The 22,065-nt window shown below is 73.7% G+C and carries 7 protein-coding genes; all 7 read left to right on the top strand.

Annotated elements, in window-relative coordinates; genetic code table 11:
• Window positions 1-36: 36 nt before the first annotated feature.
• The 7 genes from ABZ078_RS01270 to ABZ078_RS01240 are packed head-to-tail and all read left to right on the top strand — an operon-like array spanning window position 37 to window position 22,014.
• Window positions 37-1,380 (top strand): serine hydroxymethyltransferase, encoded by a 1,344-nt coding sequence (locus ABZ078_RS01270; protein ID WP_356570366.1) that lies wholly within the window; start codon window positions 37-39, stop codon window positions 1,378-1,380.
• Window positions 1,377-8,426, top strand: coding sequence for an amino acid adenylation domain-containing protein (locus tag ABZ078_RS01265; RefSeq protein WP_356570364.1), 7,050 nt, complete (start codon window positions 1,377-1,379; stop codon window positions 8,424-8,426). Before ABZ078_RS01270 ends, ABZ078_RS01265 begins: the two co-directional genes overlap by 4 nt.
• On the top strand, window positions 8,423-10,858 hold the full coding sequence (locus ABZ078_RS01260; protein ID WP_356570362.1) for an amino acid adenylation domain-containing protein: 2,436 nt from the start codon (window positions 8,423-8,425) through the stop codon (window positions 10,856-10,858). The genes ABZ078_RS01265 and ABZ078_RS01260 overlap by 4 nt, the downstream gene beginning before the upstream one ends.
• Entirely contained in the window at window positions 10,855-15,471 is a 4,617-nt protein-coding gene (locus ABZ078_RS01255; protein WP_356570361.1) for a beta-ketoacyl synthase N-terminal-like domain-containing protein, read from the top strand. The genes ABZ078_RS01260 and ABZ078_RS01255 overlap by 4 nt, the downstream gene beginning before the upstream one ends.
• Entirely contained in the window at window positions 15,468-16,688 is a 1,221-nt protein-coding gene (locus tag ABZ078_RS01250) for a MupA/Atu3671 family FMN-dependent luciferase-like monooxygenase (RefSeq protein WP_356570360.1), read from the top strand. Before ABZ078_RS01255 ends, ABZ078_RS01250 begins: the two co-directional genes overlap by 4 nt.
• Window positions 16,685-20,779, top strand: coding sequence for an amino acid adenylation domain-containing protein (locus ABZ078_RS01245; RefSeq protein WP_356570359.1), 4,095 nt, complete (start codon window positions 16,685-16,687; stop codon window positions 20,777-20,779). The genes ABZ078_RS01250 and ABZ078_RS01245 overlap by 4 nt, the downstream gene beginning before the upstream one ends.
• Window positions 20,779-22,014 (top strand): MFS transporter, encoded by a 1,236-nt coding sequence (locus tag ABZ078_RS01240; RefSeq protein WP_356570358.1) that lies wholly within the window; start codon window positions 20,779-20,781, stop codon window positions 22,012-22,014. Before ABZ078_RS01245 ends, ABZ078_RS01240 begins: the two co-directional genes overlap by 1 nt.
• Window positions 22,015-22,065 lie beyond the last annotated feature (51 nt).

The following is a 22,065-nucleotide window of genomic DNA, read 5'->3' as shown; positions in this document are numbered from 1 at the left end:
CCCTTTCCGCCGACTCCACGTGGCGGGTTGATCGCAATGTCGCAGACCTTCGACATCCAGATGGCCGGAGCGCGGGAGCTGCCCGATCAGGACCCCGAGCTCGCCACCCTGCTGGACCAGGAACTGGACTACGAGACCGGCGTACTGGCCATCGTCGCGCACGCCAGCGTCGCACCGCCGTCGGTGCTGGCGGCGGCCGGCACGGTGCTCTCCAACGTCACCGCGGAGGGCTACCCGGGACGCCGGTACCACCCGGGCGCGGAGTGGTTCGACGCCATCGAGCGGCTCGCCGTCTCCCGCGCGCGGGCCGCGTTCGGCGCCCGATACGCCAACGTCCAGCCGCACTCCTGCACGGCGGCGAACCTGGCCGTCGAGTTCGGGCTGGTCGCCCCCGGCGACACCCTGCTCGGCCTGCACCTCGATGCCGGAGGCCATCTCACCCACGGGGCGCCGGCCTCCGTGACCGGCCGGGCCTTCCGCTCCGTCGCCTACGGGCTCGACGACGCCGGCCTGATCGACTACGACGAGGCCGCCCGACTCGCCCGCGAGCACCGGCCGAAGCTCATCATCGCCGGCGCCAGCGCCTATCCGCGGCGCATCGACTACCGGCGGTTCCGCGACATCGCCGACGAGGTGGGCGCGTACCTGCTCGCGGACATCTCGCACATCGCCGGCCTGGTGGCCGCCGGGGTACTGCCCAGCCCGGTGGACATCGCCCACGTCACGACGACGAGCACGTACAAGCAGCTCGGCGGGCCGCGCGGCGGCCTGATCCTGATGGGAGCCGAGCACGACACCCCCGGCCCGGACGGCCGTACCCCCCTGTCGACGCTGCTCGACCGCGCGGTCTTCCCCCTGACCCAGGGCACCCCGAACGCCGCGGCGATCGCCGCCAAGGCCCGGGCGCTGGACGTGGTGGCCGCGGCCGAGTTCAGGGCGACGGCCCGCCGCATCGCGGACGACGCCGCCGCGCTGGCCGACGCACTCGGCACGCGCGCCTGGCCCGTGCTCACCGGGGGCACCGACAACCACATGGTCCTGCTCGACGTGGGCCGCCGTGGCCTGACCGGCGCCATCGCCGAACTGGCGCTCAGCGACTGCGGCATCCTCGCCAACCGCAACCGGATTCCCGGCGACTCCCGGCCGCCGCTCGTGGCCAGCGGACTGCGCCTGGGCACCAACATCCTCGCGCAGCGCGGCATGGGGCCGGCCGACATGCCGACCTGTGCCGAGCTGGTGGTCCGCGTCCTGGACGCGGTCGAGCCGGTGTCCGACACCGAGTACCGCCTTGACCCCGACGTCCGCAAGGGCGTCCTCGACGAAGTGGCTGACCTGTGCCGATGTTTCCCGATCCCGGGCTACCCGCAGGCCACGTCGTGAACGTGACGGCAGGACTGCCCACCTACCGAACACCCGCGCCCGACCACCCCGTCCGCCGTACCCGGACCGCGCTACGGCTGGACGAGGACCTGGTCCACTCCCTCAAGGCCCTCGCCGAGGCCCACGACACCGACCTCCGCCACGTCCTCCTGGCCGCCTGCCTCGCCGTGCAGCCGCGGTACACCGGGGAGGCCGCGGCCGCGATCGGGGTCGGCGACGGCGCCGTCCTCGCCCTCGACGACGTCGAGGAGCCGACCTTCGCCCGACTGCTCGCCGCCGTACGGGACATGACTCCGCGGCCCGCCGGACCGGACAGCCGGATCGGCGTCGCCTTCGGGCGCACCGAGGACCTGGCGGCGGACGCCGAACTGCTCATCGACCTCGCCTCGGACGGTCCCGACCTGGTCATCGCGGCCACCTACGACACCGAGGTCTTCGACCCCGGCACCGTCGACCGCTTCCTGGCGCACATCCGCTCCCTGAGCGCTTCCGCCGTCGCCGCCCCGCACACGGAACGACTCGCCGCCCTGCCCGTCCTCACCGAGGCCGAGCAGCGGCGCGTCCTGGTCGACTGGAACGCCACCGAGACGCCGCTCGACCACGACGGCTGCCTGCACGAGCGGTTCGCCGCCCGCGCCGCCGCCGACCCGGACGCGCCCGCGGTGATCCAGCACGGCGCGGCCACCAGCGCCCGGGACATCGACGCGGCGGCCAACCGGCTGGCCCACCACCTGCGCGACCTCGGCGTCGGCGTCCGCAGCCGGGTCGCCCTGTGCGTGGACCGCGGCCCGGACCTGCTCACGGCCGTGCTCGGGGTGCTGAAGGCGGGCGGCGCGTACGTGCCGCTGGACGCGGACTACCCGGCCGAGCGCCTCGCGTTCATGCAGCGCGACTCCGACTGCCAGGTCATGGTCACGCAGTCCCATCTGCTCGCGCGCCTCCCCGAGCCCGGCATCCCGGTCGTCCTGCTCGACGGGGACGCGGAGCGGATCGCCGCACAGCCGGCGGACCGCCCGAAACCCACGGCCGGACCCGACGACCTGTGCTACATCATCTACACGTCGGGCTCCACCGGACGTCCCAAGGGCATCGCGCTGCGCCACCGCGGCGTCCTCAACAACCTGCTGGACCTCAACACCCGCTTCGACGTGGGCCCCGGCGACAAGGTCCTGGCCCTGTCCTCGACCAGCTTCGACATGTCGGTGTACGAGTTCCTCGGCATCACCCTGGCCGGCGGCGCCGTAGTCGTGGCGGACCCCGACCGGGCCAAGGACCCGGCGCACTGGCACGAACTGATCCAGCGCCACCAGGTCAGCGTGTGGAACTCCGCGCCAGCGCTCGCCGAGCTCTACGTCGCCCACCTCCAGGGACTCGACGGCGAACGCACCGGCCTGCGGCTGGCCATGCTGGGCGGCGACTGGGTGACACCGACACTGCCGGACCGGCTGCGCGCCTTCGCCCCCGGCATCCGCGTCATCGTGATGGGCGGCGCCACCGAATCCTCGATCCACTCCACCCTCACCGAAGCGGGCTCACCGCTGCCCGACTGGAGCAGCGTCCCGTACGGCCGCCCCATGGCCAACCAACGCACCTACATCCTGGACGCCCGGCAGCGCCCCGTCCCCATCGGCGTCCCCGGCGAACTGCACCTGGCCGGCATCGGACTCGCCGAGGGGTATCTGGGCCGGCCGGAGCTCACCGCCGAGAAGTTCACCGACTTCTCCTACGGACCCGTCCGCGGCGAACGCGTCTACCGGACCGGCGACCTGGCCCGGTTCCGTCCCGACGGCCGGATCGAGCTGCTCGGACGGATCGACTTCCAGACCAAGATCCGCGGACTGCGCGTCGAGCTGGGCGAGATCGAGGCGCTGCTGCGGGCGCAGCCGGAGATCGCCGAGGCCGTCGTATGCGTGGCGACGGACGGCGCCGGCGACCGGTTCCTCGCCGCGTACGTCGTCGCCGACGCCGAGCGCCGCGCCGGCGGCGCAGCGATGGGCCGTCGGTCGTCCGCGGCGCCGTCGTCGCGCCTGGACACCGATGACCTCCGGGCCCGGGTGGCCCGCGCGCTCCCCGACTACATGGTGCCCGCCGTCCTGACCGAACTGGACCGCCTGCCGGTCACGCCGAACGGCAAGCTGGACCGCGCCGCCCTGATCGGGATGGCCGGTACGCCGAGGGACCGGACCGGCCACGGCACCGCGCCCGCCGACGAGCTGGAGAGCGCGCTCGCCGCGCTGTGGCGCGAGAGCCTCGGGGTCACGGAGGTGTTCCGGGAGGACGGCTTCGTGGCACTGGGCGGCCATTCGCTCAAGGCCGTACGACTGGCGTCGCGTATCCGCCAGACCCTGGACGCCCCCGTCACACCGGCAGCGGTCCTCGGCAGCCGGGACCTGGCGGCGCTGGCGGCACAGGTGCGTGCCGCGCGGACCGAACCCCGGGCCACCGAAGCGCCGTTGACCCGCGGGGACGGGGACAGGGACGGGGCGGGGGACGGGGACGGCTCGGCGCCGCTGTCCTTCGCTCAGGAGCGACTGTGGTACCTGGACCGCCTGATGCCGGGATCGCCGGCCTACAACGTCGCGGTCGCCCTGCCCTGGCACGCCGAGCTCGACACGGCGGCGCTGCGGCGCGCGCTGGACCGGCTGATCGTGCGGCATGAGGCCCTGCGCACCACGTTCACCGAAGCCGGCGGGCTGGTACGGCAGACGGTCGGTGAGCCATGGCCCATCGACATCGCGGTCGAGGACATCGCGCCGGACGACGGCACGCGGGCCGGCGACGCGCTCGACGCGCGGATCCGCCGCGAGGCGGCCGTGCCGTTCGACCTCTCGGCCGGTCCGCTGCTGCGTGCCCGGCTGATCCGGGTCGCCGACGGTCCGCAGGGCCTCGTGCTGACGATGCATCACATCATCACCGACGGCTGGTCGCTCGACGTCTTCTTCGCCGAGCTGGAACGGCTGTACGCCGCCGAGACCGGCGGGGATCCGGTGAAGCTGCCCGAACTCCCGGTCGGCTACCGCGACTTCGCGCGATGGCAGCGAGCCCAGCAGGACAGCGGTGCCCGGGACGCCGACCTCCGGTACTGGCGCGAGCGTCTCGCCGGGGCGCCCACCGTCCTGGAACTGCCCAGTGGCCGGGTCCGGCCCGCCCAGCAGTCCTTCCGCGGCGGACTGCACCCGTTCGCCTGGGACCGTCACCTCCAGGAGCAGCTCGCCGACCTCGGCCGCGGTCAGGGCGTCACGCTCCACATGATCCTGCTGGCCGCGTTCACCGCACTGCTCAGCCGGCACACCGGCGAGACCGACATCGTCGTCGGTGCCCCCGCGGCCATGCGCATCCGGCCCGAACTGGAGCCGCTGCTCGGCTTCTTCGTCAACACCCTTCCGCTACGGGTGGACCTGTCCGGCGATCCCGCGTTCGACGAGATCCTCGGCCGGGTCCGCGACGCCGTACTGGGCGCCGTCGAGCACCAGGAGCTGCCCTTCGAGCGCCTCGTCGAGGAGCTGCGCCCGGAGCGCGACGCGGCCCGCATGCCGGTCGTGCAGTTCCTGGTCCAGTTCAACGACGTCCCCCTGCGGGCCGTACGCCTGGGCCGGCACCGGCTGCAGCCCCGGCCGGCCGATCCCGGCGCCGCCAAGGTCGACCTCACCCTGATCGTGGAGGACCGCGGCGACGGCCTCGACGGCAGCCTCGAGTACAACGGCGACGTCCTGGACCGGGCGGACGCCGCCCGGTTCGCCGAGCAGTTGACGCTGCTGCTGCGGCAGGTGGCGCGGACGCCCGGGACCCGGCTCGCCGATCTGGACCTGCTCGCCGCGGACCAGCGCGAGCGCGTCCTGCACGCCTGGAACCGGACCGGCGCCCCCCTTCCCGAGGCGCCCGTCCACCGGCTGTTCGAGCAGCACGCCGACGCCTCTCCCGACCTCCCGGCCGTGATCGCCGGAAACAGCACGCTCACCTACCGCGAGCTGGAGGAGCGGGCGAACCGCCTGGCCCACCGCCTGCGGCGCGACGGCGTACGCCCCGCAGACCGGGTCGGGATCTGCCTGGACCGCTCACCCGAGCTGGTCGTCGCGATGCTGGCGATCCTCAAGGCGGGGGCGGCGTACGTGCCGCTGGACCCCGAGTATCCCGGCGAGCGGCTGGCCCTGATGGCCGACGACGCCGGGCTGCGGGTGATCGTGACCCGGCACCGGACCGCGACCGAGATCCCCGGCGCGGGCCGGCTGCGGCTGTGCCTCGACGACGACCGGGACGGCCGCGCCGCCGAATCCACCGCGCGGCCGGACGCCTTCGCCTGCGCCCGCAGCACCGCGTACGTCATCTACACCTCCGGCTCGACGGGGCGGCCCAAGGGCGTCGTCGTCGACCACCGCGCGATCGTGCGCCTGGTGCGGGAGAGCGACTACGTCCGCGTCCAGGCCGGCGACCGGGTGGCCCAGGCGGCCAACGCCTCCTTCGACGCCGCGACCTTCGAGGTCTGGGGCGCGCTGGCCAACGGCGGATGCGTCGTGGTCCTGCCCCGTGACATCGTCCTGGACCCGGACAAGCTGGCCGCGGCGCTCGTGGAGCAGGGCATCGACTCGCTGTTCCTGACCACAGCCGCGGTCAACGCCGTCGCGCACCGACGCCCCGACGCCTTCCACACGCTGCGCGAGCTGCTGTTCGGCGGCGAGGCGGTGGACCCGGGCACGGTGCGCCGCATCCTTCGCCACGGCGCTCCCCAGCGGCTGCTGCACGTCTACGGCCCCACCGAGACCACCACGTTCGCGACCTGGCACCAGGTCCAGGACGTGCCGGCCGACGCCGCGACCGTGCCGATCGGCCGGCCGATCGCCAACACCCAGGCGTACGTCCTGGACGCCCGGATGCGGCCGGTCCCGGTCGGCATGCCAGGCGAGCTGTACCTCGGCGGCCCCGGACTCGCCGCCGGCTACCTCGGCCGCGCCGACCTGACCGCCGAGCGGTTCGTCCCGCACCCCTTCGCAGAGAGCCCGGGGGAGCGGCTGTACCGGACCGGTGACACGGTGCGGTACCGGGCGGACGGAGCGATCGAGTTCCTCGGACGCAGCGACGGGCAGGTGAAGATCCGCGGCTTCCGGATCGAGCCCGGTGAGATCGAGGCGGCACTCGGCGCTCATCCCGCCGTGGCCCGCGCGGCCGTCGTCGTCGACGCCCCGCGCGACACCGGCAAGCGGCTCGCCGCGTTCGTCGAGGCCACCGCGGCGGTGACCGGGGAGGAACTGCGCACCTGGCTGCGGCGCAGCCTGCCCGAGTACCTGGTGCCGTCGGTCTACGTCCCGCTGGACGCGCTCCCGATCACGCCGAACGGCAAGGTCGACCGACTAGCCCTGCGGGTCCCGGAGGGGCATCGCGGGCTGCCGGACGGATCCGGACCCGCCCCGCGTACGCCGGTCGAGGACATCCTGACCGGCATCTGGGCGGAGGTGCTCGGCCTCGAACACGTCGCCGTCGACGACGACTTCTTCGAGCTCGGCGGTCACTCGCTGCTCTCGATCCCGCTGCTGGCGCGGGTCAACGAGGCGCTGGGCACCTCCCTGTCGATCCGCGCCCTGATGAACGGTCCGACCCCGCGCGCGCTCGCCGCACAGGCCACCGCGACGGCCGAGGACGCCGGACCGGTGCCGCGCCGCCGCGAGCCCGGTTCCGACGAGCCGGTGCCCCTGTCGTTCGCCCAGCAACGCCTGTGGTTCATGGACCAGTTGGAGCCGGACAGCTCGCTCTACAACGTCCCCCTCGTCCTGCGCCTGCACGGTGACCTGGACCGCGTGGCGCTGGAACGGGCACTGGGCCTCCTCGTCCAGCGGCACGAGGTGCTGCGCACGTCCTACCCGGCCACCCGCGGCCGGCCCCGCCAGCACATCGCCCCGGCCGCCGACGTGGAGCTGCCCCGCACCGACCTGGCCGGCCACCCCGACCCGGCCGCCGAAGCCGCCCGCCTCCTACGGCAGGACGCCATCGAGCCCTTCGACCTGGCGAGCGGCCCGGTGCTGCGCGCCCGGCTCGTCCGGCTCGCACCGGACGAGCACCGACTCTCCCTGGTCCTGCACCACATCGCCATCGACGGCTGGTCCCTCCCACTGGTCTGCGACGAACTCGGCCGGCTGTACGCCGCGACCGTCGCCGACGAGCCGCATCGGCTCCCCGAGCCCACGCTCGCCTACGCCGACTACGCCGAGTGGCAGCACGCCTGGCTCCAGGGCGAGCGTCTGGAACAACTGCTCGACCACTGGCGCGGGGTGCTCGGCACCGACCCCGTCGCTCCGGCCTTGCCGACGGATCATCCGCGGCAGTCGCTGCGAAGCTTCGCCGGGGCGGTCGCGAGCGCCGCCATAGACACCGAACTGGCCCGGCGGGTGCGGGCACTCGGCCGCCGCGAGGGCGCCACCGAGTACATGGTGCTGCTCGCCGCCCTCCAGGTGCTGCTGGCCGACTGGTCGGGCGACCCGGAGGTCACCGTCGGCACCCCGGTCGCCGGCCGCGGCCGACCCGGCCTCGACCGCCTGGTCGGCTGCCTGATCAACATGCTGCCGGTGCGCACCTCGCTCGCCGACCGCCCGGACTTCCGCGCGCTGCTGGCCCGGGTGCGGCACGCCGTGCTGGGCGCCCTGGCCCACGAGGACCTGCCGCTCGACCGGATGGTCGAGGCGCTCGTGACCCGGCGGGACCGGCAACTCTCCCCGATCTTCCGGGTGATGTTCAACCACGTCACCGCCACCCCCGACCCCGACTTCGGGCCGGGGCTCCGGGTCGAGGGCGACATCGGCTGGACCGGCGAGACCGCCATGTTCGATCTCGGTCTCGTCGTCGAGGCCCGGGGCGAGGACCTGCGCCTCACCCTCCAGTACGCCACCGACCTGTTCACCGAGGAGACGGCGAACACCTTGCTCGCCCGGTACATCCGCGTCCTCGAAACCTGCACCGGCGAGCCGGGCCTGCCCGTCCTGCCGTCCGCCGACGGACCGAGGGACGCCGCCCACCCGACCGCCGTGGAAGCCCACGACGCCGACAGGAGGACCTCGTGACAGCCGAAGCGCCGCCGCCGGAACTGCCGACCACCGATGTCTTCAGGGCCTGGACTCCCGATGCCGGACCTGCCCACCCCGGCAGTCGGCGGCTGATCCTGGACCGCGAGCGCTGGACCGCCGTACGGGAGCGGGCCGGCCGGTACGGCGCGACCTCCCCGGACGCGGTGTGCACGGCCTTCACCGACGTGATCGGCGCCTGGAGCCGGAACGCCGACTTCACCGTACGCCGGGACGACGCCCCGCGGGGCGCGATCGTGCCGGACACCGATCCCGTCGCGCCCTTCGACACGCGCCTGGCCGCGGCGGCACGCCGGACGGACCTCACCGGCCACGGGTCGCCGGTCGCGTACGCCTTCGGGACCGCGCCGCGCGAGGACGACGGCGAACTGCTCATCGGCTGCCACGCCGAGGAGAGCCCCGACGGTGCGCTGCGCGTGACGTGGCACGTCCGGGAGACGGCGTTCGCCGGCGGCACGGTCGACGCGATGTTCACCGCCTTCGAGCGCCGCGTGCGCGCCCTCGCCGACACCGACGAGGCGTGGGAGAGCACGGCCGGCGTCCCCCTCCCGCCCGAGCAGGAGACGTGCCGGGCGCAGCGCAACGCCACCCGCCGCCCGCTGCCCGAAGCCCTCCTGCACGAGGGCGTGGTGGCGCAGTGCCGGCGCACCCCGCGGGCCCCGGCCGTCATCGCCGCCGACGCCGTGCTCAGCTACGCCGAGCTGCACGCCCGGGCGTCCGCCGTCGCCGCGCACCTGCGCGCCCGGCCCAAGGGTCCCGGACGGATCGTCGCGGTCGCGCTGGACAAGAGCACGGCCCAGATCGCCGCCGTGCTCGGAGTTCTCATGGCCGGCGCCGCCTATCTGCCGCTGGACCCGGCACAGCCGGCGGCCCGCCGGGACCGGATCCTCGCCGACGCCGCAGTGCGGCACGTCCTGGTGCCGGACGCCGCGGCCGGAGCGGGAGCCTGGCCCGAGGGGGTCACGGCGGTCCCCGTCGACGGCCTGAGCGACGGCGAAGCCCCGGTCGAGGCCTCCGCCGCCCATCCGGACGACCTCGCGTACGTCATCTACACCTCGGGCTCCACCGGCGTGCCCAAGGGGGTGATGATCAGTCACCGGGCCGCCCTCAACACCGTCGAGGACATCAACCGGCGGTTCGAGGTCGGCGCCGACGACCGCATGCTCGGCCTGGCCTCGCTCGGCTTCGACCTGTCCGTCTACGACATCTTCGGCCTGCTCGCCGTGGGTGGCGCCCTGGTGCTGCCGGACCCCGGCCGCCGCGCCGACCCGGCGCACTGGGCCGACCTGGTGGCCCGGCACCGCATCACGCTGTGGAACTCGGTCCCGGCCCAACTGGGCCTGCTGACCGACCACCTGGAGAGCGAGGGCAGCGGCGCCGCCGCGGCCTCGCTGCGGCTGGCCCTGATGTCCGGCGACTGGATCCCGCTGTCGCTGCCCGACCGGATCCGGGCCCTGGTCCCCGGTCTGCGGCTGAACAGCCTGGGCGGGGCGACCGAGGCCGCGATCTGGTCGATCTGGTACGCCATCGGCGAGGTGCCGCCCCACTGGCCGAGCATCCCGTACGGCATCCCGCTCGACAACCAGAGCTGGCACGTCCTGGACGACCATCTCAGGCCGCGCCCCGACGGCGTCGTCGGCGAGCTGTACATCGGCGGCGCCGGCCTGGCGATGGGGTACCTCGGCGACCCGGAGAAGACCGCGCACCGGTTCGTGCGGCACCCGGAGACCGGCGAGCGCCTGTACCGCACCGGCGACCTCGGCCGCTACCACCCGGACGGCGTGCTGGAGTTGCTCGGGCGTGAGGACCGCCAGGTGAAGATCCGCGGCCACCGGGTGGAGCCGGCCGAGGTGGAGGCGGCCCTGCTCGCCCACCCGGCGGTCAAGGACGCCGCGGTCACCGCCCACCCCGACGCCTCGGGCGGGCTGCGTCTGGCCGCGTACTACGTCGTCGGCACCGAGGCCGGCACGGCTCAGCTGCGGGAACACCTCGGCGCGCAGCTTCCCGCCTACATGGTGCCCAGCACGTTCACCCCGCTGGACCGGCTGCCGCTCACCGCCAACGGCAAGGTCGACCGGGCCGCGCTGCCGGACCCGGCGGCCACGGCCGGCACGGGCACCGCCGGGGCGGAGCAGGACCAGGAACCGGTCACCGAGGCCGAGCGGGTGCTGGCGGAGATCTGGGCCGCGGTGCTCGAGGTCGAGACGGTCCGGCCGGCCGATGACTTCTTCGAACTCGGCGGCCACTCGCTGCTCGCCACTCAGGTGGTGGCCGAGCTGCGGGAACGCCTCGGCGTCAAGGTGCCGCTGCGGCTGATGTTCGAGGAGACGACGCTGCGCGGATTCGGCGCCGTGGTCGCCGCGAAGGCCGCGCAACGCGATGGACACGAAGTGACAGGGGGAGTCCGATGACCGACTACACGGAGCTGCCGGAGACCGAGGGCGCGGTCGCGGTCATCGGTATGAGCTGCCGCCTGCCCGGCGCGCGGGACCTGGGCGAGTTCTGGGACCTGCTCGTCTCCGGCCGGGAGGGCCTCACCCGCTTCACCCCCGAGGAACTGGCCGACGCCGGCGTCGAGGCCCGCGACGACCAGGCGTTCGTCCCGGTCGCCGGGGCGCTCGGCGGGCCGGGCGAGTTCGACGCGGAGTTCTTCGGCCTCACCCCGGCCGAGGCCGAGGTGACCGACCCGCAGCACCGGCTGTTCCTCGAATGCGCCTGGCAGGCCCTGGAGCACTCCGGGTACGTGCCGGGCCGGATGCCGCCGAGGGCCGCCGTCTTCGCGGGCGCGGCCAACACCGGATACCGCTACGAGCGCGCCGTCCGGCGCGGCGCGGGGACGGCGGGACAGCCGCTCCAGGTCGCCGTCGGCAACGACACCGACATGCTGGCGCTGCGGGTGGCGTACAAGCTCGGCCTCACCGGTCCGGGCATCACCGTGCAGAGCGCGTGCTCCTCCTCGCTCGTGGCCGTCCACCTCGCCTGCCAGAGCCTGCTGACCCGGGAGTCCGACCTGGCCCTGGCCGGCGGTGCCGCGGTCCGCTTCCTGGAGCCGTCCGGCTACCGCTGGGAGGAGGGCGGCATCCTGTCCCGGGACGGGCACTGCCGCCCGTTCGACGCGCGTGCCGACGGCACCGTGCCCGGTGACGGCGCGGGCGTCGTCGTACTGAAGCGCCTGGAGGACGCGCTCGCCGACGGCGACCACATCCACGCGGTGATCCGCGGCTCGGCCGTGAACAACGACGGCGCCGACAAGATGGGCATCACCGCGCCGTCCGCGGCCGGCCAGACCGCTGTCGTCGCCGAGGCCCTGGAGGTCGCCGGCGTGGACCCGGCCACCGTGGACTACGTCGAGGCACACGGCACCGGCACCCCGCTCGGCGACCCGATCGAAGTCCGGGCCCTGGCCGAGGCGTTCGGCGACCGCACCGGAGCCGAGCCGTGCCTGCTGGGCGCGGTGAAGTCCAACATCGGCCACCTGGACGCCGCCGCCGGTGTGGCCGGCCTGATCAAGACGGTGCTGGCCCTCGCACACCGGGTGATCCCGCCGACGCTGCACTTCACCGCCGCCCACCCGGAGACCGGCCTGGACAAGGGACCGTTCCAGGTGTGCGCGCGGCGAGTGCCGTGGCCGGCGACGGGGCATCGGGCGCGGGCCGGCGTCAGCTCGTTCGGGTTCGGCGGCACGAACGCCCATGTGGTGCTGGAAGCCGCACCGGAGCTCCCGGAGCGTACGGGGGCCGCCGACGAGGAGCGGTGGCACATCCTGCCCCTGTCGGCCCGTACGCCGCAGGCGCTCGACGCCGCCACCACCGCTCTGGCCGACCATCTGCGGGCCCACCCCGAGACAGCCCTTGAGGACGTCGCCCACACCCTGCGCACGGGGCGCGCCGAGTTCGCCCACCGCCGTACCGTCGTCTGCCGCGACCTTCCCGGCGCCGTCGCCGCGCTGACCTCCCCCGGGCGGGGGCAGGCGCCCGCGGACGCGGCCACCGGCCGTCGCCGGACCGCGTTCCTGCTCCCCGGCCAGGCGAGCCAGTACCCGGGCATGGGGGCGCAGCTGTACCAGCGGGAGCCCGCCTTCCGCGCCGCCCTCGACGAGTGCGCCGACCTGCTGCGCCCGCACACCGGATGGGACGTGCGCGAGATCGCGTTCGCGCCCGACGGCGCCGAACGGCTGGCGCGCACCGAGTACACCCAGCCCGCGGTGTTCGCCGTCGACTACGCGATGTGCCGGCTCCTCGCCGACCACGGCGTCCGGCCCGACGCGATGCTCGGGCACAGCCTCGGCGAGCTGGTCGCGGCCTGCCTGGCCGACGTGTTCACACTGGCCGACGCGCTGCGTGTCGTCGCCGTCCGATCCCGGCTCATGCAGGCCCTGCCGACCGGCGCCATGCTCGCCGTGCCCCTCGGCGAGGCGGAGCTGCGCGAGGCGCTGGGGGAACTCGGCACCCTCGCGGCCGTCAACGCGCCCGGCGCGTGCGTCGTGGCCGCCACCGACCAAGAGGCCGCCCGCGTCACCGAGGTGCTGAAGTCCCGCGGCGTCGCACCGGTACGGCTGCCGACCTCGCACCCCTTCCACTCGCCCGTCATGGACCCCGTGCTCGACAAGATCGCGGAGGCGGTCGCCGAGGCCCGGCCGCGCGCGCCGCGCATCCCGTTCGTCTCCAACGTGACGGGCACCTGGATCACCGCGGAGCAGGCCACCGACCCGCACTACTGGGCGACCCACGCGCGCCGGCCGGTGCTGTTCTCCGCCGGGCTCGCCACCCTGCTCGCGGACGACCCGGTGCTGCTGGAAGCCGGTCCCGGCAGCGCGCTGGCCGGACTCGCCCGCGCTCAGCGCACCCCCGACGGCCGTCCGCCCGCCCTGGCCACCACGATGCGCCGCTCGCGCACCGAGGAGATCCCCGAGGGCCGCGCCTTCGCCGAGGGGCTGGCCGGGCTGTGGCGGCAGGGAGCGGACGTCGACCGGTCAGCGCCGGACGAGAGCCGCCCGAAGCACAGGGTGCCGCTGCCGACGTACCCGTTCGAACGCCGCACCCACCTCCTGCCGCCCCCGGGACCGGCCGCCGACGCGGCCGGCGGCGGCCGGCTCCCCGAGAACCGCTGGCACCACCTGCCGGTCTGGCGCCAGAGCCCGCCGGCCCCGTCCGCCGCGGCCCCGGAGCCCTGGGACTGCCTGGTGTTCGAGGACGACCGCGGTGTCGGCGCCCGGCTCACCGAAGCGCTGCGCGGCGCCGGGCACACAGTGACGGCGGTCCGCGCCGGCACGGGCTACGAGCGCGCGCGGGACGGCGGCCACCTGATCGATCCCCGGGACGCCGAGCACATCGGCCGCCTGATAGGGGAGTTGCGCGCCGAGGGCCGTCGGCCCACCCGGGTCGTGCACGCCTGGAGCATCACGGCGGCCGAGGACAGGGGCGTCGTCGAGCGCTGGGAGGGCGCCCTGGACCGCGGCTACCTCTCGGTGGTCCAGCTGGCGCAGGCGCTGACCGGGACCGGCGAGGCCGAGCCCGTCCAGGTGGACGTCCTCACCGATCAGCTCTGGGACGTGTGCGGTGAGGACGTGCGGGCGCCCGAGCGGGCCGCCGTACTCGGAGCCGTCACCGTCCTGCCCCAGGAGCTCCCGACCCTCAAGTGCCGTGCCGTGGACGTAATCCTCCCCACCGACGACCCCACCCACGACGCGGCCTGGCACCGGCTCACCGCGCACCTGCTCACCGAGCTGGCCGCCGAGCCGAGCACGGACCTGGTGGCGCTGCGCGGCGGCCGGCGCTGGGTGCGGACCTTCGCCCCGGAACCGGCCGACCCGGTCGAGGCGCCGCAGGTGTCCGGCGTCCTGATCACCGGCGCCTCCGGCGAAGCGGGGCTCGCCTTCGCCGAGCAACTGGCGGCCGGGACCGGGTCGCGCCTCTTCCTGGTCACCGAACCCGATTTCCCGCACCCCCCGCAGGATTCCGCGGACCTGACGGCGTACGACGACCGCGTCCGCGCCCGGGCCGGACGGCTGGCCGCGCTGCTGGACGCGCACCCGGGCCGGATCGGCATCCACACCGCCGACCTGTCCGACCCCGCGCGAGCCGCCGGGGCCGTCGACGCGGCACGCGCCCACCTCGGCACCGTCGACGGCGTCGTGCACGCCCTGGACGTCCGCGGCTCCGGACTGGCCGCCCTGAAGACCCGCGAGCAACTGGCGCCCGCGCTCACCGCACGTGCGCGATCCGTGCTGCTGCTGGACGAGTTGCTGCACGACGAGCCGCTGCGCATGAACCTGCTCGTCTCCTCGACGACCGGCATCGTCGGCGGCTTCGGACAACTGGAGAACTGCGCCGCCGGGGCGTTCCTCGACGCCTTCGCGCACGCCCGCACCGCGGCCGGCCGCCCCACGACGGCCGTCGACTGGGGCCAGTGGGCGTGGGACGACTGGCTGGAGCAGCACGCGGCGGGCAACCCCGAACTGGCCGCGCAGCTACGCCGGTTCCGTGAGGACGCCGGTATCCCCGCCGACCGGGGCGTGGCCGCGGCCTGGCCCGCACTGGCCGCCGGCCATCCGCAGACGGTCGTGTCGGCTACCGACTTCCAGGACGTGCTGGCCGGTCGGGCGACGCTGACGACCACCGCGTACGCCCGCGAGAACGACGGGCTGCGCGCGGCCCCGGACGACGACTGGGACCCCGGTCTGCTGTGGCCGGACGACGACATCGCCCGGACCATCGCGCAGGTCCTGCACGAGGTGCTCGGCGTCACCGGCTTCGGCCCGGACGACGACTTCTTCGGCCTCGGCGGGAACTCCCTGTTCGCCATCCAGGTCATCGGCCGACTGCGGGAGAAGTTCGGCGACCTGTCCATGAGCGCCATCTTCGAGGCGCCCACCGTACGGGAACTGGCCGAGGTGATCCGGGCGAGCGGACCCCGGTCCCTGGACGAGCTCACCCCCGAGGAACTGGAAGCCCTGCTCGCCGAGATCGAGAGCCTGACACCGGAAGAAGCCGAAGCCAGGCTGCAAGGAGAGGACCTCCGATGACGACGACCCCCGACATCGCGGGACGGCTCGCCGCTCTGTCACCGCAGCAACGAGCGCTGCTGGACAAGAAGTTGCGGCGCACGGCACCGGCTCTGGGCGACGCGCCGCAAGCCTCCGCGGCAGGACCGCGCCGCCGCGCCCGGCGCGCGGACAGCGTCATGGACTTCATGCTGTTCTTCTTCTCCGGCGACGGCACCACGCACGGACCGGGCAAGTACGACTTCCTGTTCGACGCGGCCCGCTACGCCGACCGGAACGGGTTCAGCGCGATCTCGGTCCCCGAGCGGCACTTCGTCGACTTCGGAGGGCTGTACCCGAACCCGTCGCTGCTCGCCGCCGCGCTCGCCGCCGTGACCGAGCGGATCCAGATCCGCGCCGGCAGCGTCGTACTCCCGCTGCACCACCCGGTCCGCATCGCCGAGGAGTGGTCGGTGGTGGACAACATCTCCGGCGGCCGGACCGCGATCTCCTGCGCCTCCGGCTGGCACCCGGACGACTTCGTCCTCGCGCCCGACACCAGCGCGGAGCGGTTCGAGCGCCGCCGGGAGGAGATGTTCGACCAACTCGCCGCGATCCAGCGGCTGTGGGCCGGCGAGGCGGTGGCGTTCCCCGGTCCGTTCGGCAAGCCCGTGGAGGTACGCAGCCTGCCCCGGCCGATCCAGCCCCGGCTGCCCGTCTGGGTCTCCTCCCAGGGCAGCGTCGAGACCTTCGTCCGGGCCGGCGAGGCCGGCGCCCATGTCCTCACCGGCCTCGTCGCCCAGCGTCTGACGGACCTCGGCGAGAAGATCGCCGCCTACCGCGAGGCCCGACGCGAACACGGCCACGACCCGGCCGCCGGCAAGGTCAGCGTGATGGTGCACACCTTCCTCGGCGCCGACGAGGCGGACGTCAAGCGGATCGTGCGGCAACCGCTCATCGACTACCTGAAGACCTTCCTCGCCCAACAGGACGGATTCGGCAGCGAGTACGCCCAGATCAGCGGTGAGGCCCGGGACGCCATGCTCGCCGCCACCTTCGAGCGCTACTACGACACCATCGCGCTGCTCGGCACCCCCGACAAGTGCGAGACGCTCATCGAGGACCTGGTGGACATCGGCGTCGACGAGGTCGCCTGCCTGGTCGACTTCGGCGTCGACCAGCGGGCCGTGCTGGACAGCCTCGACCATCTCACCGAGTTGAAGGATCGCTACCGGCGCGAGGACGGGGACGCGGCATGACCGAGGTTGCACAGCGGCTGGCGAAACTCACCCCGGCGCAGCGCGCGCTGCTCCAGTCCCGGCTGGCCGGCCGGCCCGCGCCGCCACCGGAACTCGGCGCGGTCCCGCGCCGGGAAGGCAAGGGCCCCGCCCGGCTCACCGTGGACCAGGAACGCATCTGGCTCATCCATCAGTTCGACGAGTCGAGCCCGGTCTACAACGTGTTCTTCGGCGCCCGGCTGCGCGGCCGGCTCGACACGCAGGCGATGGAGCGGGCCGTCAACGCCGTCATCGCCCGGCACGAACCGCTGCGCACCACCTTCGAGATGAGCGGCGAGCGGCCGGTGCAGGTCGTCCACGACACGATGCCGATCACGATCCGCCGCGAGGACCTCACCGCCGTACCCGCCGACCGGCGCGAGAGCGAGCTGTTCCGCCTGGTCAACGCGGAGGTGAGCGTCCCGCTGGACATCAAGGCCGGGCCGCCGCTGCGCGTCGTGGTCTACCGTCTCGCCGAGGACGAGCACGTCATGGTGACCACCGTCGACCACCTCGTGTGGGACCGGCAGTCGGCCGGCATCTTCGAGAGCGAGGTCGCCGCGTACTACCGGGCGTTCGTGACCGGAGGCGAGCCGGCGCTGCCGGACCTGCCGATCCAGTACGCGGACTACGCCGAGTGGCAGCCGCACTGGCTCGCACACGAGGTGAGCCGCAGGCAACTTCCGTACTGGAGAAAGCAGTTGGCCGACGCCTCGCTCGTGCTGGAGCTGCCGACCGACTTCCCGCGTCCCTCGGTGCAGACCTTCGACGGCGCCCGGTACGAGTTCGCCATGACGCCCGAACTGACCGCGGCGATCCGTGAGTTGGCCCGGCGCGAGGGCGTGACCGTGTATGTCGCCCTGCTGGCCGCCTGGCAGCTGCTGCTGCACCGCTACACCGGCCAGGAGGACATCGTCGTCGGCACGACGTCCTCCACCCGCAACCGCCCCGAGACCGAGGCGATCATCGGCTACTTCCTGACCATGCTGCCCCTGCGCACGGCGGTCCGGCCGGACATGAGCTTCCGCGAACTGCTGCGGGCGACGCGCACCACCATGGTCGGCGCCATGGACCACCACGACATCCCCTTCGGCACCCTGCTGGACGAGATGGACATCGAGCGCGACCCCAGCCGCAACCCCGTCTACCAGGCGTCCTTCTTCTTCGTGGACTTCCACGAGACTGCCCTGGAGATGCCCGGACTGAGCCTTGAGCCGCTGGTCTTCGACAACCACACGGCCAAGGACGAGTGCATGCTGTGCATCTTCGACGACGAGGTGCTGGCGGACCATTTCTTCGGGCTCATCGAGTACAACACCGACCTGTTCACCGAGAGCACGATCGCCCGCATGTGGCGCCACCTGGAGCTGCTGCTGACGCAGGCGGCCGCCGATCCGGGCCGCCGCGTCGACGCCTTCTCCCTGCTGGCGGCGGACGAGCGGGCGACGATGCTGGAGGAGTGGAACCGCACCGAGACCGCGCGTGAACCCGGCTTGGGCCTGGACGACCTGGTGCGACGCCAGGCCGCCCGCACCCCCGACGCGGTCGCGGTCCGCAGCGGCGACGAGTCCCTGACGTATGCCGAACTCCTCGACCGGGCCGCCCGGTTGGCCACCCACCTGACCCGCCGCGGTGTCGGCCCGGAAACCGTGGTCGGCGTGTGCCTGGAACGCTCCTGCGACCTGCTGGTCGGCCTGCTCGGCGTGGTCCTGGCCGGCGGCGCCTACCTGCCGCTCGACCCGCAGTTCCCGGCGCGCCGCGTCGCGGAGATGACCGCGGACGCCGGCGTGCGCACCGTGCTGGCGCACAGCTCGCTGGCCGATCGCGTGACCGACAGCGGGGCCGAGACGATCTTCCTCGATCGGGAGCGTGACGCCGTCCTGGCCGAGCCGCCGCTGACCGGCGCCCCGGCGGTGCCGGGCGACCGGCTCGCGTACGTCATCTACACCTCCGGTTCCACCGGCCGCCCGAAGGGTGTCGAGGTCACCCACCGCAACCTCGTGAACCTGCTGCTGGCGCTGGCCGACGACCTGCGCATCGGCCCCGGCGACGTGCTGCCCTCGGTCACCTCGGTCTCCTTCGACATCGCCGGACTGGAGCTGTACGCGCCCCTGATCACCGGCGCCACCGTCGTCGTCGTACCGCGCGAGACCGCGCAGGACGGCCCCGCCCTCGCCGGTCTCGTGGCCGCCGTCGGCGCGACCGTGATGCAGGCGACCCCGGCCACCTGGCACCTGCTGACCGAGTCGGGCTGGCGCAACAGCACCGGTATGCGGGTCGTCGTCGGCGGTGAGGCGCTGCCCGCGTCGCTCGCCGCGACCCTGGCCGAGGAGCCGGGCCGGACCTGGAACGTCTACGGACCGACCGAGACCACCATCTGGTCCACCACCTGCCGCGTCGACGACGGCTCGGCGGAGATCTCCATCGGCCGGCCGCTGGCCAACACCGAGGTCTACGTACTGGACGAACACCTCGACCCGGTCCCGGTCGGGCTGCCCGGCGAGCTGTACATCGGCGGACGCGGGGTCGCCCGCGGCTACCGGGGACGCCCCGACCTGACCGCCGAACGCTTCGTCCCCGACCCGTTCAGCGGCCGCCCCGGCGACCGGCTGTACCGGACCGGCGACGTCGTCCGCTACCGGCCCGACGGCTCCCTCGTCTTCCTCGGCCGCAACGACGGCCAGGTGAAGCTGCGCGGCTTCCGCATCGAACTCGGCGAGATCGAGGCGCGGCTGGAGCAGCACCCCGACGTGGCCCGCGCCGTCGTGATCGTCCGCGAGGACAGGCCGGGAGACCGGCGGCTCGTGGCGTACACCGCGAGCCGCGGCGAGCCGGTCGAGGCCGAGCGGCTGCGCGAGCACCTGCGTCCGGCGCTGCCGGACTACATGATCCCCGCGGCGTTCGTCACGGTCACCGAGTTCCCGCTGACCACCAGCGGCAAGATCGACCGCAAGGCCCTGCCGAAGCCGGCCGCCGACCAGGACCGCGCCGACTACGTCGCGCCGCGCGACCGGATCGAGCTCGAAGTGGCCCGGATCTGGGAAGAGGTGCTCGACGTCCGCCCGGTCGGGCTGCACGACCGCTTCTTCGACCTCGGCGGGCACTCCCTGCTGGTGCTCAAGCTCGTCGGCGAGATCGAGCGACGGTTCGGCAGCCGGCTGCCGATGGCCGCCATCTTCCAGGGCGCCACGGTCGAGCGGTTCGCGCGGATGCTCCGCGAGGGCTACCACGAGCGGACCGAGGCCCACCTCACCGAGATCCGGGCCGGCCGCCCCGACGCGCGACCCGTCTTCTTCGCCCACCCGGCGGGCAGCGAAGTGGTCTGCTACATGCCGTTCGCGGGCCTGCTCCAGCCGCTGGAACGGCCGCTGTACGCCGTCAGCGCCCCGGCGCTGCGGGACGGCCGGCTGCCGTACGAGACCTTCGAGGAACGCGCCGCCGACTACGCGCGCGTGGTCCGCGAAGCCCAACCCGAGGGCCCCTACACCTTCGTCGGCTGGTGCTACGGCGGCACCAATGCCTTCGCCATCGCCCGCGAACTGGAGAAACAGGGCGAACAGACCTCGGTCGTCCTCATCGACGCCTACCCGCCCGTCCCCGTCGACCCCGCCGACGAGCCCGGCCGGGCACCCATCGTGGAGGCGCTCGCCCTGAACCTCGTCTGGGACTTCGCCGACGAGCGCAAGACCCTGGACGAACTGGCCGGGATGAGCGACGAGGAGCACCTGGACTACCTGCTCGCGCTGGCCCGCCGCAACGACTACCTGCCGCCGGAGGCGGGCCGCGACCGCATCGCCGAAGTCGTCGACCTGTGGGTCGCCAACCTGCGGCTGATGTGGCGCTACCGGCCGACGCCGCTGTCCGGCGACCTCACGCTGATCCGCGCCGGCGAGGCGAACCCGGAACTCGCCGCCACACCCGAGCTGTTCGACGCCTGGCAGGGCTGGGCCGCCGACGGCCTGCGGGTCCTGAAGGCCGACGGCAACCACTACACCATGATGCGCGAGCCGCACGTCGCGCGGCTGGCCGAGACGATCAGCGCTCTGCTGGCCGACAACGAGAAGGGCGCCTGATGCTGGAACTGCTCAAGGACCGGGTCTACATCCGCTACTGGCTGGCGGTCGTCGTCTCCTTCCTCGGAGACGCGATGACCCGGGTCACCCTGGTGTACCTGGTGGCGCGGCTGACGCACAGCCCCATGATGATCGCGCTCGTGGTGATGATGCAGCTGCTGCCCTCCGGGGTGCTGGCCGCCTTCATCGGGCCGCTGGCCGACCGCGTACCCAAGCGGGTCCTGCTGGTCGGCTCGGACCTCGCCCGGATCGTCATCGTGCTGGCCATGATCCCGGCCCGCGACAGCGTCTGGGCGCTGATCGCGCTGACGCTCGCCGAGGGCGTCGGCAAGGCGTTCTTCGAGACCGCCCGGATCGCCGCGGTGCCGAAGGTGGTCGGTGACCCGAAGCGGATCCCGGTGGCGATCGCCCTGTTCCAGAGCACATACCAGACCGTCAACCTGGGCGGCCCGGCCCTGGCCGGCCTGCTGATCGCCGTCGGCTCCGTCCCGGTGGTGTTCGTGCTCGACGCCGCCACCTTCCTGATCTCGGCGCTCCTGCTGGGCTCGCTGGTGGCCCTGCGCGAGATGCCGTCCTCGGGGCAGGTCTCGGAGTCGTACTGGGCGTCCCTGCGGACGGGCATCCGCGGTGTGCTCGCGGTTCCCTCGCTGCGCGTGCTGCTGACGCTGGCGGTCCCGGCGACGATCGTCTACGGGCTGTTCACGACCAACGTCAACGCCCAGTTCCTCGATGTGTTCAAGCTGGACGGATTCCAGTTCGGTATGGCGCAGGCCCTGCTGGCCGGCGGCGCCGCCATCGGCGCGCTGTCCGGCCCCGCCCTGATCAAACGGTTCGGCAGCTCCAGCGGGCTGCTGCTGGCCGGCATGGGCCTGTTCGGCCTCGCCATGGCGGAACTGGGCCCGACGCAGTGGCTGTGGGAGCACACCGGCTGGGGCGCGGTGCTCCAGTGGTGCCTGCTGACCGGGCTGTTCTCCGGGCTGTTCCAGGTGCCCATCGCCAACACGCTGCTCACCGACCTGCCCGAGGAGCTGCGCGGCCGCGGCGTCGGCCTGCTCAACGCGATCACCGTCAACTTCACCATCCTCGGAGTGCTGATCGGCGGTGCCGCGGCCGACCTGTTCGGCATCGCCGGGTCGATCGTCGTCCCCGGACTCCTGCTGGCCGCCTTCAGCGCCGTCGCGGCCCTGGTCCTGCGCGGCTCGCAGCCCTCCGCCGAAAAAGCCCCCGTCGCATAGAGGAGCCGGTGATGCGGGGACGTACCGCCGGCCGCACCATCACGACCAACC

It is taken from the genome of Streptomyces sp. NPDC006385 (assembly GCF_040612485.1).
In the GTDB taxonomy this organism is placed as follows: domain Bacteria; phylum Actinomycetota; class Actinomycetes; order Streptomycetales; family Streptomycetaceae; genus Streptomyces.
Note: the sequence above shows the minus strand (reverse complement) of the source record. Positions and strands in the feature narration are given on the sequence as shown.

What these genes read in the sequence shown, in the direction of transcription:
- ABZ078_RS01240 (WP_356570358.1), top strand. Translation starts at nt 20,779, where the DNA reads ATGCTGGAACTGCTCAAGGACCGGGTCTACATCCGCTACTGGCTGGCG.
- ABZ078_RS01245 (WP_356570359.1), top strand. Translation starts at nt 16,685, where the DNA reads ATGACCGAGGTTGCACAGCGGCTGGCGAAACTCACCCCGGCGCAGCGC.
- ABZ078_RS01270 (WP_356570366.1), top strand. Translation starts at nt 37, where the DNA reads ATGTCGCAGACCTTCGACATCCAGATGGCCGGAGCGCGGGAGCTGCCC.
- ABZ078_RS01255 (WP_356570361.1), top strand. Translation starts at nt 10,855, where the DNA reads ATGACCGACTACACGGAGCTGCCGGAGACCGAGGGCGCGGTCGCGGTC.
- ABZ078_RS01250 (WP_356570360.1), top strand. Translation starts at nt 15,468, where the DNA reads ATGACGACGACCCCCGACATCGCGGGACGGCTCGCCGCTCTGTCACCG.